Raw genomic sequence first — 12,025 nt, 5'->3', positions numbered from 1 at the left:
GTTGTGTTGACGGCGAACTACGCCGTGGAGGAGTGAAGATGCCGGACCGAGATGACGACATGGCGATCAGGCTCTTGGACGAGTTAAACAACATAGAGCGGCGGTCGCGTCAGCCGATGGCAATCCCAATTGCTGAGGCGCTCGAAGAAGGAATGCCCCCCGAAAAGATTGCGGAGCGATTAATTGAAACCAGCGCCCCGCAAGATGCACTTACTCGATTTTTCGTGACGAGGTTCGGGCCGGATTCTGAATATGGCCGAGACGGATTCGACCAGCAGAAGATCACACAAGAAACGCTCGACGCTGAGATAGACTCCCGTGTCAAAGAGCTGCTTGAAAGCAACGACGAAAAGCGGAAGCTCGCGGTTCTTGGTGCGTTGGTTCGCTACACGTTATTGCCTGTTGAGTAAGGCGATCGCTCTCCGCGCCGATTCTGCATACACGTCCTCGCCGGGTATCAGCGATCGTCTTTCAATCTCTTCTTTCAGGTACTGAACTATCGATTCCGTTGTGACTTCCGTACCCTGCTCTGCGAGATGTTTGACCGCCTTGCCGAGCTGAATGTCGACATACTTGTCAGCGAACGTGTCCATGTTCTGAGCGTGCCGCTCTCCCATCTTTCCCAGGTTCTTCATTGCCTTTTCCTTATCCATCTCCTCCTCCTTCCCCTACCGTTCTACCGGCATTCCCCAAAGTAGTGACCAGTCACCACTTTCTCCCGCCGGGGTAGTGATCCGGCGCCCTACTCGATGTGGGCGCCCTGGATCTTGAAGTATTCGCCGGACTGGATGGTGGCGTAGGTTGAGCCGCTGAACAGTTCGTTGGTGATGATGGAGTCCATGACGCCCCGGGGGCTGCGGGCGCGGTGGTAGTAGGCTTGATCATCATCGGCGACGAGGCGGTACTCGCCTGGTTCGATGTCCACGCCGACTTTGTACGTGCCGGGTCCAGGCTTTTCGCCGGGCTCGACGAGGGGGTCGGTGTACTGGTCCCGAGGGAAGGCGTGGGAGTTGGTGAGGGTGAGGTACTCACCGTCTTCAACCTGGACGTAGGCAAAGGTGGTGAAGTTGTCGTTGGCGATGATGGAGTCCATGTCTCCGGTGCTGTCGGAGCTCACTTGCCAGTAGCCGCCGGCGCGGTTGTTGGCGAAGGCGAGGTATTCGCCTGGCGGAATATCGGTTCCAACCTTGTGCATCCCGGCGCGGACGCGCTGGGCGCGGGATTCTTCCGGTTGTTCTTGGGCCGGTTCCGACGGGGACACAGTACGTTCTACCGGTGTGGCTGACTCTTCTCCGCCACCACTAAAGATTGCGGAGATTACGATAATGACGACGACCGCCCCGCCGATCCACTTCAATGCCTTTTTCATAGATACCTCCTGGTGTATGTATTGCCTGAAAAGGGAAACCAGTTGCCCTTTTCGTTGTGCCGAAATTCAAAACCAGTATTGCATTCGCCGCCCCAAGAGGGGGTTGAAAAACGAAACCAGTTTCGTTTTTGCCTTACTCCACCCGCCGCCCGGTGGGAAACTCCAGGATTACCGCCGGAGGGCTTTGCGTACCAGACCCCGCCCCGATCATCCCGCCTCCTCTTGATTGCCGGTATCCTCCCGAGGGAGGAAGGTCTCTATCATGGCGACGATCTGGCTACGCTGATCCGGCGTGAGGCGCCGGAAGGCGGCTACCAGTCGCTCCTCCTGCTTTGACAGCCTCGGTTGTGCCGGTGGCGGCTCGGCGCCCTCGCCGGTAATAAGGTATTCCAGGGAAACGCCGAGAGCCCGGGCGATATCGTACGCCTGCTCGACGGTGGGAAGAGCGGTGGTTTCCGGGTTGGTCCAGTAGCTAATTGACGACTGCTTCACATCCGCTTCTCTGGCAACTCGAGATTGAATCCCACGAGCCTTCTGTAGCTCGTGAGATAGAGTCTCCTTGAACCTGTGCCGCTTCCTCGTGTCTTGGCGTCCCACCTACATACCTCTCCCCCTCCTTATCGGCATTATAATCGGTTAACCAAAAAAATACATAAAAATCTTGACATTTCCCAACGGTTAACCGATAATAAGGGCATGAACAAGCGGTTGACCAATAATAGGGTGTACAGAGCAATCACCCCCGCCTGGCTGCCGGAAGACCTGGAGGAGCTGGAGCGGTTCTTTCAGAAGAACCGGCGGCTCAAGAAAGGGGATTTCTACCGGGACGCGATCATCCGTGAGATCCGTCGGTACCAGAAGAGAAAGGCGTCGGAGGGCGTCGAGGAGGCGGTATGAAGCTATCCAGGTTGTTGTGGTGGAAACGGAAGCGTACTACGGCGAAGAAGTCCGGGCAGAGCGCACGGAAGCCGCGACCGGCTGACGTGAACTACGTCTCGGTGTCGGCAATCCTGAGGAAAGGCGACCGCGAGGCGATGGAGGCGTTTTTCAAGAGGAATCACCATCTCAAGAAAGGGGATTTCTACCGTGACGCGATCATCGACGCGATGCTCCGGTACGACCGGGCAGCGGGCGAGCGGGAGGCGATCCTTGCCGGGCGCACCCAGATTGATCCGTCGATGGTCAAGGGGGCGTAGCGGATGAGGAAGCGGATCGCCGTCACATCAGTGGAGAGCTACCACGAGATCCTCGAGACCCTCGGGGAACGGCAGCATCTGGTGTACGAGCTGATCCGACGATACCCGGAGCACACCGACCGGGAGCTTGCCCAGCTGGCCGGCGCGGGGGACCCCAACCAGATACGCCCCCGTCGGACGGAGCTGTTGGACAAGGGTGTGATCACCGAGAGCGGCAAGCGCCGCTGCGAGGTGACCGGGAAGCTGGCCAAGACGTGGCGGATCGTTACGCAACGGGACCAGCTGGAGCTGTGGTGAAGAAGGAGGAGCGAGTATGAAGTGGAATCCAGAAGCGACAACGCGGCCGGCAAAGGATCGGCTCAAGGAGCTGCGGGTGAACCTGCACGAGCTGTACAAGCGCAAGCAGAGCGAGGCGATGAGCGAGGCCGAGCTCGACCGGGTGAACGATCGGATCGACGCCCTGGGGCAGGAGATCAGCGCGGTACAGAAGGAGCTCATGGCATGAGGCGAAAGCAGCGACTGGTGGCGTTCACCTTCTTTCACCTGGGGTCTCTTGTGGGCCGGATTATCCGGGCCTGGGCGGTGTGGAAGGTGATGATCACCTCCGGGGTGCGGGCGGTCCGGTATCGGATGGATACGGCGCACCTGGCGGAGCTGCGCAGCCGGGTGAGTCGGGACCCCGCAACCCATGAAGCCTACGTCCGGGCGGCACTGGCCTACACCCAGCGCTGGGGCCACCTGTTGACGAGGACATACGAAGACCAGAGGAGGTAATCAGCATGGTTACACAGACAACGGCTATCGAGACCAGGACCGAAACCGTCCCCGATCCGGGGCTGATGCGCAGGGCGCTGAAAGCGCGGATGGAGAGTCACCTGCGGGACTACGGATTTGTGGCGCGGATCAACCCCCAGGGGATGGGCGTGGTGATCATCGAGGTGATCGAGCCGCCCCGGCGGGACAACCTGGACGTGACCATGGAGGTGATGGTGAAGGCGGTGGCGGCGATCGGCTACCGGCTGGTGAGCTACATAGAGATGGGCAGTCACCACGGGACCTACCTCACCACCATCGCCATGCCGGTGGAGGGCGCCCATGGCTGAGAACTACCTCAACAACGGACAACAGCGGCTGATCAAGGTGATGCAGCACCTGGTGGGCCATGAGCTGGACGGCATTACCGCGGGGGAGCTGGCCGGCGAGATCGGCGGCGGCACTACGGCGATCTTCCGGGACCTGAAGAACCTGGAGGCGGTGGGCTGGGCGGAGAAGCTGCCCTCCGGCGGCTGGCGGATCACCCCGACCTTTGCGGAGCTGATGCGGGTGGTGCAGCGCAACATCATGACGGTGATGGAGAAGGTGAACCGTCTGAACATCGAGTACATCCAGGGGGAAAGTCAGTATGGCGAATACTAAGCGGAACAATGAAGCGGCGCGGGACGTAACGCCGGAAGCACAGGCGATCGTAGCCAAGAATATCCACGAAATAGACGAGACCTACGGGGACAACCTGCCCTACGACGCCGGGCGGATCGTGGGTGAGGTGAAGTTCTATCTCCACCAGGGAGTGATGGCGATGCTCCAGGCGGGGCGCCGGTTGATCCAGCTCAAGGAGCATGAGTCACACGGTAACTTCATGAAGTACGTCGAGGAAAATATCGGAATTAGCCATTCCGTTGCCAAAAGCATGATGCGGGCCGCCAGAAAGTTTATAGGCGACAACGGTGAGCCAAACCCAAAAGGGCGACTGGTCGCCCATTTGGACTCCGTCACCAAGGTCTACGAGCTGGCGATGATGGACGACGAGGACCTGGAGGCGCTGGAGGAAGGGGGCACCCTGGCGGGCAAGAGCCTGGACGATATCCAGCGGATGAGCCCCACGGAGCTGCGGAAGATCCTCCGGGCCGAGCGGGAGGAGCGGCGGCAGGACGCGATCGCCTACTCCGAGCGGATCCAGAAGAAGGAGGAGCGGATCACCGAGCTGGAGCAGGCCAACCGGAAGCTCCTGTACCCGCATAGCTGGGAGCCGGAGGCCGAGCGCCTCTCGGCGGAGATCGACGTGGTATGGATGGAAGGCGCCCGGCTGCAGAACCGGATCGACTACATCCTCGGGCGTCTGCGGGAGATCGAGCCCGGCGAGTGGGACGGGGCGCAGTTTCACCTGAACCAGAAGCTCTCCGGGATCGCCGAGGAGCTCTTTCAGCGGTTCCAGTCGATCCGCTTCTACGTGCAGGCGGGGCACGTTCCCACCAAGCTGACCTTCCAGATGGAAGATGTGGAAGAGCGGGCGAAGATCCTCCGAGAGGAGTACGCCGAGCACTTTAGCGACGAGTTTGTGGGGTATTTCCCAGAGCCGACCGAGCCGGATGAGGAATGACCGATGCTTGAGGAGTATGTGCGGCTACTGGAAGGCGTCGAGGACCCGGCCCGACGCTCGACGATGATCAAGACCTGGGCGGGTCAGCTCAGGATGGATACGAAGCAACTCTACCGCAAGCTGAAGGCCGCCGGGTGGGAGTCCGGCCGACGCCGGCGCCGGGACGCCGGAGACACGGAAGTTCCCTCCGACAGCCTGGAGATTCTGGCGGCGGCGATGAACGCGGCGGTGCGGCAGAACGGCAAGGCAACCCTGTACATCCCCACGGCGCGGCAGATCCTTGAGGCCAACGGGGTCAACTTCAACGGGGCGAGCAACGAGCACCTGGCGCGGCTTTTGCGGGCCCGGGGGATGGACCTGGGGACGCAGAGCAAGAGCGAGACGGCGCATATCAACATGCGCAGCCTCCACCCCAACCATGTTCACCTGGTGGACCCGAGTTTGTGCCTGCTGTACTACCTGCCGGACAAGACCCAGGGGATGAAGCGACTTCCCAAGCAGCGTCAGCGGATCATCGAGGACTCCGAGGCGTACAAGAATAAGCCCTTCATGGAGAAGAAGGGGGAGCTGAAGGTGTGGCGCTACGTGCTCACCGACCACCGCACCGGCTCGATCTCACTGCGCTACTACCAGCAGCCGGGTGAGAGCATGACGGCGCTGTGGGACTTTCTGATGTACGCCTGGAGCCCGAAGGATGATCCGCTCTACGCCTTTCACGGGGTGCCGGAGTGGCTGATCTGGGACGCCGGCAGCGCCAACACCTCAAAGCCGATCCAGAACGCACTGGAGGGGCTGGATGTAAAGACCCACGTGCACCTGCCGGGTAAGCCCCGGGTGAAGGGGTCCGTTGAGAACGCCAACAACCTGGTGGAGACGCTCTTTGAGAGTCGCCTGCGCTTCCAGCCGGTGGCATCGGTGGAGGAGCTCAACGAGGCGGCGGAGCGCTGGGCGGCGCTGTACAACGCCAACCGGATCAAGGGTGTGGATACGCGCCTGGAGCGCCGGGGGGTCAAGTTTGCCCGCCTGGAGGCGTGGCTGGCGATCCGCCCGGAGGAGCTCAGGGAGCTGCCGGAAGAGGCCAAGGAGCTTCTGGCCTACCAGCCGGAGACCCGGAAGGTTGCCGGGGATCTGACGATCACCTTTGTGCACCCGCGAATAAAGCGCCGGGCGGTCTACCGCGTGGGCGGGGTTCCGGGGGTACGTGTGGGCGCCACCGTAGAGGTGCAGGCGCTGTTGATGGACGAGCTCGGAGCCTTGCGGATCCGCCACGACTGGGAGGGACAGACGGTCACCGAGACGGTCTATCCGGTGGAGATGGACGAGCTCGGGCAGCCGCTGGACGCGCCGGTGTGGGGCGAGAACTACAAGCGCAACCCGGAGACCTACGTGGACTTGATTCACAAGAAACTGGACAACCTCACCGGGCCGGGAGCGGTACCGATGGAGGAGTTCAACGACGGAGCGGGTCTGCGGGCGGTGGACGCGATCGCCGACGAGGGCGGCTCGATGCTGCCCTTCCCCCGGCGGGGGGCGGTGATAGATACGCGGCGTGAACCGGTGAGGACGCTCAACCATGTGGAGGCGGCCAAGTACGTGATGGCACGGCTGGGTCACGGGTGGGACCCGTCCTACTTTGCCGAGATTAAACGACGGTTCCCGGAAGGGGTGACGGAGCCGGAGCTCGACGCCTTTCTGGGTGACCTTGAGGGAGGGGAAGCGTGCGCACGGTAAAGGATGCGCTGCGGGAAGCGAAGATCAGCCACACCAGGCTGGCCAGCGAGCTCGGTATGAGCATTGCCTCGGTCAGCTTGATTGTGAACCACGGTCGGTTTCCCAAAGGGCGCAAGCAGAAAGAAGTTCGGGATACGGTGAATGGAATCCTCACCGCCCGGAACGTGGATGTCACCGGTATCTGGAGATTTCTGGACGGCCGGGACGAGAACAACGACGAAGACGAGGCAGAACAGGAGGTCAACGTTATGTTGAGTCAGGCGGCCAAGCGGCAGTTCGGGGTTTTTCAGGATCCCTTTGTGGATGATGTGAACGGGCAGGAGGATGTCTATCTGGGCGACTCCAGCCGGTATGTGGCGGAGTACATGTACATGACCGCCAAGGTGGGCGGGATGCTTGCGGTGCTGGGGGAGTCCGGCAGCGGCAAGACGACTCTGCGGCGGTATATGAGCGACCGGATCAACCAGGAGGGGCTCAAGGTGAAGGTGATCTTCCCCCGGACCATCGACAAGACCCGGCTCACGGCGACCAGCATCGCCGATGCGATTGTGGAGGACTGCAGCACCGAGCGGCCCAAGCGCACCCTGGAGGCGAAGGCGCGGCAGGTGGAGCGGATCCTTACCGCAAGCAGCCGGGCGGGATGGAGCCACGTGCTGGTGATTGAGGAGGCTCACGATCTGGCGATTGCGACTCTCAAGTATTTGAAGCGGTTCTGGGAGCTGGAAGACGGGTTCAAGAAACTGCTGGCGATTATCCTGATAGCCCAGCCCGAGCTCAAAAGTAAGTTGGACGAGTCTCGGAACTGGGAAGCCAGGGAAATAATCAGGCGGGTTGAAGTTGCCGAGATCGAGTCTCTGGCCCGACCAGGCGAACTTGAAGCCTACCTGCAGTTGAAGATGAAGCGGATCGGCCGGGATGTCAAGGAGCTGGTGGACGAGAGCGCCTACAACGCCATGCGGGAACGCCTTGCCCGGCGGACCCGGGGCGGCCAGGCGATCAGCCTCGCCTACCCGCTGACGGTGAACAACCTGGTCAAACGAAGCATGAATCTGGCGGCGGAGATCGGTCAATCGCGGATCGATGCGGAGACGGTGCTTTCCGCCTGATGAAATCATACGTGCAGAAGGAGGAGACGATGCACACAACGATGGAGATCCCCAAGGGATACATGATGGACCCCCAGGGGCGGCTGGTGCCGAAGAACAAGGTGAAGCCGGTGGACCGCGATCGTGACGATCTGGTGCGGGACCTGGTGAAGAAGGCGCGGGACGTGCACACCACGCTGAGCGCGTTCAAGATGGAGGCGATGGAGGCGGTCAAGGGCTTTGTGGCGCGGTCCGCCGAGGAGTACGGTGTTGAGATGGGCGGCGCCAAGGGCAATGTGACGCTCACGAGCTACGACGGCGCCTTCAAGGTGCAGATCTCGGTGAACGACTATGTGACCTTTGACGAGCGTCTCCAGGTGGCCAAGGAGCTGATCGACAGCTGCATCCGCCGGTGGAGCAAGGGGTCACGGTCTGAGATCAAGGTGCTGGTGGAGGACGCCTTCAAGGTGGACAAACAGGGCAAGGTGGACACGAAGCGTATCCTGGGCCTCCGGCGCCTGGATATCACTGACGACGAGTGGCAGCGGGCCATGGAGGCGATCAGCGACAGCGTGACGGTGGCGGTGAGCAAGGAGTATATCCGGCTCTACCAGCGGGACGACGAAGGGAACTACCACCAGCTGGCGTTGGATATCGCGGCGGTGTAGCGCCGAAGGAGAGAATGGTGGCGGCAGCGGAACGGGTTGAAACGGATGATCGGGGGGCCGGGGGGCTCTCCGATCGCCGGCGCAAAATGGCGATAATCCACGTGGCAAAGAAGGAGTTGGGGCTGGACGACGAGTCCTACCGGGCGCTTCTGGAGGGGGCCGCGGGGGTCCGGTCGGCGGCGGACATCGAGACCTATCGCCAGTATGCGGCGGTCCTGGATGCCTTCAAGCGCCTCGGGTTTCAGAAGTCCCGGCGGCCGAAGGTGGAGAATCCCCAGCTGGGCAAGTGTTACGCCCTGTGGTGCCGGCTCTACGAGCTGGGCGCGGTGCAGAGCAAGCGCTACGGTTCGATGCTCAGCTACGTGCACCGGATGGCGGGGGATCAGGATCTGTATCGACGTGACCAGTTGTCGATGGTGATCGAAAGCCTCAAGCAGTGGATAGACCGCCTTGAGCACGAACAACGGGAGGGGACGTGACAGAGACGGTACAAGAGATGATTGATGTGGTGGACAAGGTCCTGGACGACCGGGAGCTTTCAAAGATGGTGGTGCGCCGGATTCTGGATTACTTCGGCGGCATGCAGGTCTACCTCCCGAAGACCGAGAGCGCCTTTCGGGAGGAGATCGACGAGGCGATCTACCAGGCGTTCAACGGCCACAACCACAAGGAGGTTGTGCGCTCTTTCGACATTACCATCCAGCGCCTCTACGAGATCATCCGCGCCAAGCGCAGCGGCCGCAATACGTCCGCTCAGGGGCGTTTGGACTTCGAGTAAGGGTCCAAGTACCAGTTTCCGCCGAAAGCCGCTGTGAGGCGGTTGTAAAACCTTTATAAAAGAATCTGCCGAGAGGCTCAGACCACCAGGCACCCCAGAGAGGGTGCTTTTTTTGTGCCCGGAGGAAATCGCTGCCGGGCGAGCCGATTGCGGCCCGTTAGTAGGGACAATTACTAAGGGGTCGTACGTTATGTTTGACCTCCCCCGCGGCTATCGTGGGAAGCGTGAAAACGGCAATAGCCCTCGGGCTTAACAACCAGCTACCTCAGGTTCCGGCCTCCTTGCCTGAGTGGATTCCACTGGTTCCTGCCGGCGCCGTAGTGGTGGGGCGGGACGGGCGGAGTTTTAGAAACCCCGGCCCGGCCCGGCTCATCCAGGCGTTCCAGGAACGGAGTCTCCACATCCCGATCGATGTCAATCACGCCCAGGAGCTCAAGGCTCCTTTGGGAGATCCCTCCCCGGCCTACGGCTGGATCACGGAGCTCTCGGAGTCCGACGGCGCTCTCATGGGCAGGGTGGAATGGACCGAGCGGGGCAAGGGCGCCCTGGAGGCGGCGGAGTACCGCTACTACTCACCAGCATATCGACTGGGCCCGGACGGCGAGATCCTGTTCGTCAAGTCCGTGGCGCTCACCAACAACCCAAATCTGGAAGTCCCCGGACTCAATAGCGAGACGGACGAAGGAGGAGAAAACGTGCTCGAGAAGATTTTGAAGGCGCTGGGCTTGAACGCCGACGCCGACGAGGCGCAGGCGCTGCAGGCGGTTGAACGCCTGAAAACGGCGCAGAACGCGCAAGGGGCCGGCGGATCGCCGGCGGAAGGGAAGAACGACATGGTACCCAAGGCGGACTACCAGACGGTTCTCAATCGTGCTGAGGAGGCCGAGAAGGCCCTCAAGGACAAGGAAAGCGCCGAGCTCAAGGCGGAGGCAGAGACCGCGATCAACGCGGCGATCGCCTCCCGGAAGATCGCTCCGGCGTCCAAGGACTACTACGCGGCGCAGTGCACGACTCGTGAGGGCCTCAACGCCTTCAGTGAGTTTGTGAAGACCGCCCCGGAAGTGGTCTCCGGCACCAGTGTGGCGCCGGCCGGTAGTGCGGCGGACACCAAAGAGCTCAACGCCGAGGAGGCGGAGATCGCCCGGCAGCTGGGGCTCAATGAAGAGGAGGACAACTCGTGATCGTCAAAGATTCAACTATTGAGGCCCTGCGGAAGCAGTTCAGCAAGCTGTTCCAGAAAGGGCTCGGCAGCGCTCCCCAGGAGTGGAAGCGCCTGGCAACCCGGATCCCCTCCGGCGGCGCGGAGAACACCTACGGGTGGCTCGGCAAGTTCCCGGCGATGCGGGAATGGGTAGGCGATCGTGTGCTCAAGAGTATGGCGGAGCACGCCTACAGCCTGGCGAACAAGAAGTTCGAGTCCACCGTGGACGTAGACCGGGCGGACATCGAGGACGACAACCTGGGCATGTACGCCCCGATCGTCGAGAGCATGGGCGAGGAGGCGATGAACCACATCGACCGCAACATCTACGCCCTCCTGGTCGGCGGATTCGCGGCGCTCTGCTACGACGGGCAGAACTTCTTCGACACCGACCATCCGGTGAACGATGAGGTAGACGGCAGCGGTTCCGACACGGCGACCGCCAACATCCTCAACCCCGGAACAACCACAGAACCGGCGTGGTTCCTGCTTCACACCAAGAAGCCGGTAAAGCCGCTCATTTTCCAGGAGCGGACCAAGGCGGAGTTCGAGACGATCACCGATCCCAAGCAGGACACGGTGTTCATGAAGGACAAGTACCTCTACGGCGTGCGCGCACGTCGGGCCTTCGGGTACGGGTTCTGGCAGATGGCCGTGGCCGCTCGGGACACTCTGAGCGAGACCAACTTCAACGCGGCGATGAAGATGATGATGGAGTTCAAGGCCGACGGCGGTGATCCGCTGAACCTGACTCCCGATCTTCTGGTGGTTCCGCCGTCGCTGCGGGCGACCGCCAACGAGCTCATCCTCGCCCAGTACAAGGCGGACGGTGCGAGCAACCCCAACTACAAGGCGGTTGACGTGCTCGTGACTCCCTGGCTGGCGTAGGTGAGGTGAACTGATGGCTGCAAAGAATAGCAAGGCGGGGCCCTCGGGCTCCGCCTCCAACGACAAGAAGGGCGGCGAAAAGCTGACCTTCCAGGGGCGCCATACGACTCCCTACCCCAAGTACCGGCGGGGCGGACTGGTGTTTACCCGGCAGATGGCCGAGTACACCACCGACCGGGAGACCCTGGCGCTTCTGATGGTGGACCCGCACCTGGACCTGAAGACTCCCGACGACGCGGCGGCGGCCGCCGGCGGCGGAAGCGGGTCTTCCGGTGACGACGGGTCCGAGGGCGGTGACGGTTCCGGTGATACCGGAGGTGACGCTGCATGACCTACATCACGGTCAGTGAGTTTCTTACCCGGGCGGGCGATCATGTCCCCCGGGATGCCAACGGGGACCCTGATACCACCCGGATCGAGGCGGCGATTGAGGATGCCGCCGGAGTGATTCGGGCGTATCTGCCGGAGCTCCTGGCCGATGATGGTACGCCGATCGCGCCCCCCGCCCGACTGGAGGGGGTGCTGCGGTCGATCTCTCTGGATCTGGCGTTGTTCTCTATCTTCGATGCGACGACCGGCGGGGAGGATGTCCTGGCAAAGCGGCACGCGGCGTCCATGCGGATGCTCAGCGAGCTCGGCGGCGGTATGGATGCGTACCAGTCCGACGCGGTTGAGGCGGCGATTGTCGAGGGATCGGCGACGTGGATCCGCGGCGAAGAGCCGGAGGTGTAA

At 61.8% G+C, this 12,025-nt stretch carries 21 protein-coding genes; 18 read left to right on the top strand and 3 right to left on the bottom strand.

Annotated elements, in window-relative coordinates:
- The first annotated feature begins 38 nt into the window (after positions 1–38).
- Positions 39–410, top strand: a complete 372-nt coding sequence (locus tag F459_RS0113490; protein WP_020613252.1) for a hypothetical protein — start codon at positions 39–41, stop codon at positions 408–410.
- On the opposite strand, the gene F459_RS0113485 is transcribed toward F459_RS0113490, so the two are convergent.
- From F459_RS0113485 to F459_RS0113475, 3 genes are all read right to left on the bottom strand, one after another.
- Complete coding sequence (locus F459_RS0113485) at positions 393–653, bottom strand: hypothetical protein (RefSeq protein WP_020613251.1); 261 nt, start codon at positions 651–653, stop codon at positions 393–395. The two genes, F459_RS0113490 and F459_RS0113485, sit on opposite strands and share 18 nt — an antisense overlap.
- Before the next feature lie 89 nt (positions 654–742).
- Positions 743–1,369 carry a hypothetical protein gene (locus F459_RS0113480; protein ID WP_020613250.1) on the bottom strand — a complete coding sequence of 209 codons (627 nt, stop codon included), beginning with the start codon at positions 1,367–1,369 and terminating at the stop codon, positions 743–745.
- Between the two features lie 207 nt (positions 1,370–1,576).
- Positions 1,577–1,966 carry a helix-turn-helix domain-containing protein gene (locus F459_RS0113475; RefSeq protein ID WP_020613249.1) on the bottom strand — a complete coding sequence of 130 codons (390 nt, stop codon included), beginning with the start codon at positions 1,964–1,966 and terminating at the stop codon, positions 1,577–1,579.
- Between the two features lie 99 nt (positions 1,967–2,065).
- On the opposite strand from F459_RS0113475, the gene F459_RS0113470 reads away from it, so the two are divergent.
- The 17 genes from F459_RS0113470 (at position 2,066) to F459_RS0113390 (ending at position 12,025) form a co-directional block, all read left to right on the top strand.
- A complete protein-coding gene (locus tag F459_RS0113470) occupies positions 2,066–2,266 on the top strand; it encodes a hypothetical protein (protein WP_020613248.1) in 201 nt (66 codons plus the stop codon).
- On the top strand, positions 2,263–2,565 hold the full coding sequence (locus F459_RS0113465; protein WP_020613247.1) for a hypothetical protein: 303 nt from the start codon (positions 2,263–2,265) through the stop codon (positions 2,563–2,565). Before F459_RS0113470 ends, F459_RS0113465 begins: the two co-directional genes overlap by 4 nt.
- 3 nt (positions 2,566–2,568) lie before the next feature.
- Positions 2,569–2,862: a hypothetical protein gene (locus F459_RS0113460; RefSeq protein ID WP_020613246.1), complete on the top strand. Its 294-nt coding sequence runs from the start codon at positions 2,569–2,571 to the stop codon at positions 2,860–2,862.
- 16 nt (positions 2,863–2,878) lie between these two features.
- Positions 2,879–3,070: a hypothetical protein gene (locus F459_RS0113455; protein ID WP_020613245.1), complete on the top strand. Its 192-nt coding sequence runs from the start codon at positions 2,879–2,881 to the stop codon at positions 3,068–3,070.
- Positions 3,067–3,339 (top strand): hypothetical protein, encoded by a 273-nt coding sequence (locus tag F459_RS0113450; protein WP_020613244.1) that lies wholly within the window; start codon positions 3,067–3,069, stop codon positions 3,337–3,339. Before F459_RS0113455 ends, F459_RS0113450 begins: the two co-directional genes overlap by 4 nt.
- A gap of 5 nt (positions 3,340–3,344) precedes the next feature.
- A complete protein-coding gene (locus F459_RS0113445; RefSeq protein ID WP_020613243.1) occupies positions 3,345–3,668 on the top strand; it encodes a hypothetical protein in 324 nt (107 codons plus the stop codon).
- Positions 3,661–3,981, top strand: a complete 321-nt coding sequence (locus tag F459_RS22370; protein ID WP_020613242.1) for a hypothetical protein — start codon at positions 3,661–3,663, stop codon at positions 3,979–3,981. Before F459_RS0113445 ends, F459_RS22370 begins: the two co-directional genes overlap by 8 nt.
- Positions 3,968–4,942 (top strand): DUF3102 domain-containing protein, encoded by a 975-nt coding sequence (locus tag F459_RS23250; RefSeq protein WP_020613241.1) that lies wholly within the window; start codon positions 3,968–3,970, stop codon positions 4,940–4,942. The genes F459_RS22370 and F459_RS23250 overlap by 14 nt, the downstream gene beginning before the upstream one ends.
- Before the next feature lie 3 nt (positions 4,943–4,945).
- Positions 4,946–6,673: a hypothetical protein gene (locus F459_RS0113430; protein WP_020613240.1), complete on the top strand. Its 1,728-nt coding sequence runs from the start codon at positions 4,946–4,948 to the stop codon at positions 6,671–6,673.
- Entirely contained in the window at positions 6,661–7,779 is a 1,119-nt protein-coding gene (locus F459_RS22360) for an ExeA family protein (protein WP_020613239.1), read from the top strand. Before F459_RS0113430 ends, F459_RS22360 begins: the two co-directional genes overlap by 13 nt.
- Positions 7,780–7,808: 29 nt before the next feature.
- Entirely contained in the window at positions 7,809–8,426 is a 618-nt protein-coding gene (locus F459_RS0113420; protein WP_020613238.1) for a DUF3164 family protein, read from the top strand.
- Between the two features lie 17 nt (positions 8,427–8,443).
- A complete protein-coding gene (locus tag F459_RS0113415; protein ID WP_211214009.1) occupies positions 8,444–8,905 on the top strand; it encodes a regulatory protein GemA in 462 nt (153 codons plus the stop codon).
- Positions 8,902–9,204: a Mor transcription activator family protein gene (locus F459_RS0113410; RefSeq protein ID WP_020613236.1), complete on the top strand. Its 303-nt coding sequence runs from the start codon at positions 8,902–8,904 to the stop codon at positions 9,202–9,204. The genes F459_RS0113415 and F459_RS0113410 overlap by 4 nt, the downstream gene beginning before the upstream one ends.
- Before the next feature lie 224 nt (positions 9,205–9,428).
- On the top strand, positions 9,429–10,385 hold the full coding sequence (locus F459_RS0113405; RefSeq protein ID WP_033301782.1) for a phage protease: 957 nt from the start codon (positions 9,429–9,431) through the stop codon (positions 10,383–10,385).
- Positions 10,382–11,293 (top strand): Mu-like prophage major head subunit gpT family protein, encoded by a 912-nt coding sequence (locus F459_RS0113400; RefSeq protein ID WP_020613234.1) that lies wholly within the window; start codon positions 10,382–10,384, stop codon positions 11,291–11,293. The genes F459_RS0113405 and F459_RS0113400 overlap by 4 nt, the downstream gene beginning before the upstream one ends.
- A 13-nt stretch (positions 11,294–11,306) precedes the next feature.
- The gene (locus F459_RS24155; protein ID WP_020613233.1) at positions 11,307–11,624 is read left to right on the top strand and encodes a hypothetical protein; all 318 of its coding nucleotides are present in this window, start codon (positions 11,307–11,309) and stop codon (positions 11,622–11,624) included.
- Positions 11,621–12,025, top strand: coding sequence for a phage protein Gp36 family protein (locus F459_RS0113390; protein WP_020613232.1), 405 nt, complete (start codon positions 11,621–11,623; stop codon positions 12,023–12,025). Before F459_RS24155 ends, F459_RS0113390 begins: the two co-directional genes overlap by 4 nt.

This window comes from Sediminispirochaeta bajacaliforniensis DSM 16054 (assembly GCF_000378205.1).
In the GTDB taxonomy this organism is placed as follows: domain Bacteria; phylum Spirochaetota; class Spirochaetia; order DSM-16054; family Sediminispirochaetaceae; genus Sediminispirochaeta; species Sediminispirochaeta bajacaliforniensis.
Note: the sequence above shows the minus strand (reverse complement) of the source record. Positions and strands in the feature narration are given on the sequence as shown.

What these genes read in the sequence shown, in the direction of transcription:
- F459_RS0113490 (WP_020613252.1), top strand. Translation starts at nt 39, where the DNA reads ATGCCGGACCGAGATGACGACATGGCGATCAGGCTCTTGGACGAGTTA.
- F459_RS0113485 (WP_020613251.1), bottom strand. Translation starts at nt 653, where the DNA reads ATGGATAAGGAAAAGGCAATGAAGAACCTGGGAAAGATGGGAGAGCGG.
- F459_RS0113480 (WP_020613250.1), bottom strand. Translation starts at nt 1,369, where the DNA reads ATGAAAAAGGCATTGAAGTGGATCGGCGGGGCGGTCGTCGTCATTATC.
- F459_RS0113470 (WP_020613248.1), top strand. Translation starts at nt 2,066, where the DNA reads ATGAACAAGCGGTTGACCAATAATAGGGTGTACAGAGCAATCACCCCC.
- F459_RS0113465 (WP_020613247.1), top strand. Translation starts at nt 2,263, where the DNA reads ATGAAGCTATCCAGGTTGTTGTGGTGGAAACGGAAGCGTACTACGGCG.
- F459_RS0113460 (WP_020613246.1), top strand. Translation starts at nt 2,569, where the DNA reads ATGAGGAAGCGGATCGCCGTCACATCAGTGGAGAGCTACCACGAGATC.
- F459_RS0113455 (WP_020613245.1), top strand. Translation starts at nt 2,879, where the DNA reads ATGAAGTGGAATCCAGAAGCGACAACGCGGCCGGCAAAGGATCGGCTC.
- F459_RS0113450 (WP_020613244.1), top strand. Translation starts at nt 3,067, where the DNA reads ATGAGGCGAAAGCAGCGACTGGTGGCGTTCACCTTCTTTCACCTGGGG.
- F459_RS0113445 (WP_020613243.1), top strand. Translation starts at nt 3,345, where the DNA reads ATGGTTACACAGACAACGGCTATCGAGACCAGGACCGAAACCGTCCCC.
- F459_RS22370 (WP_020613242.1), top strand. Translation starts at nt 3,661, where the DNA reads ATGGCTGAGAACTACCTCAACAACGGACAACAGCGGCTGATCAAGGTG.
- F459_RS23250 (WP_020613241.1), top strand. Translation starts at nt 3,968, where the DNA reads ATGGCGAATACTAAGCGGAACAATGAAGCGGCGCGGGACGTAACGCCG.
- F459_RS0113430 (WP_020613240.1), top strand. Translation starts at nt 4,946, where the DNA reads ATGCTTGAGGAGTATGTGCGGCTACTGGAAGGCGTCGAGGACCCGGCC.
- F459_RS0113420 (WP_020613238.1), top strand. Translation starts at nt 7,809, where the DNA reads ATGCACACAACGATGGAGATCCCCAAGGGATACATGATGGACCCCCAG.
- F459_RS24155 (WP_020613233.1), top strand. Translation starts at nt 11,307, where the DNA reads ATGGCTGCAAAGAATAGCAAGGCGGGGCCCTCGGGCTCCGCCTCCAAC.
- F459_RS0113390 (WP_020613232.1), top strand. Translation starts at nt 11,621, where the DNA reads ATGACCTACATCACGGTCAGTGAGTTTCTTACCCGGGCGGGCGATCAT.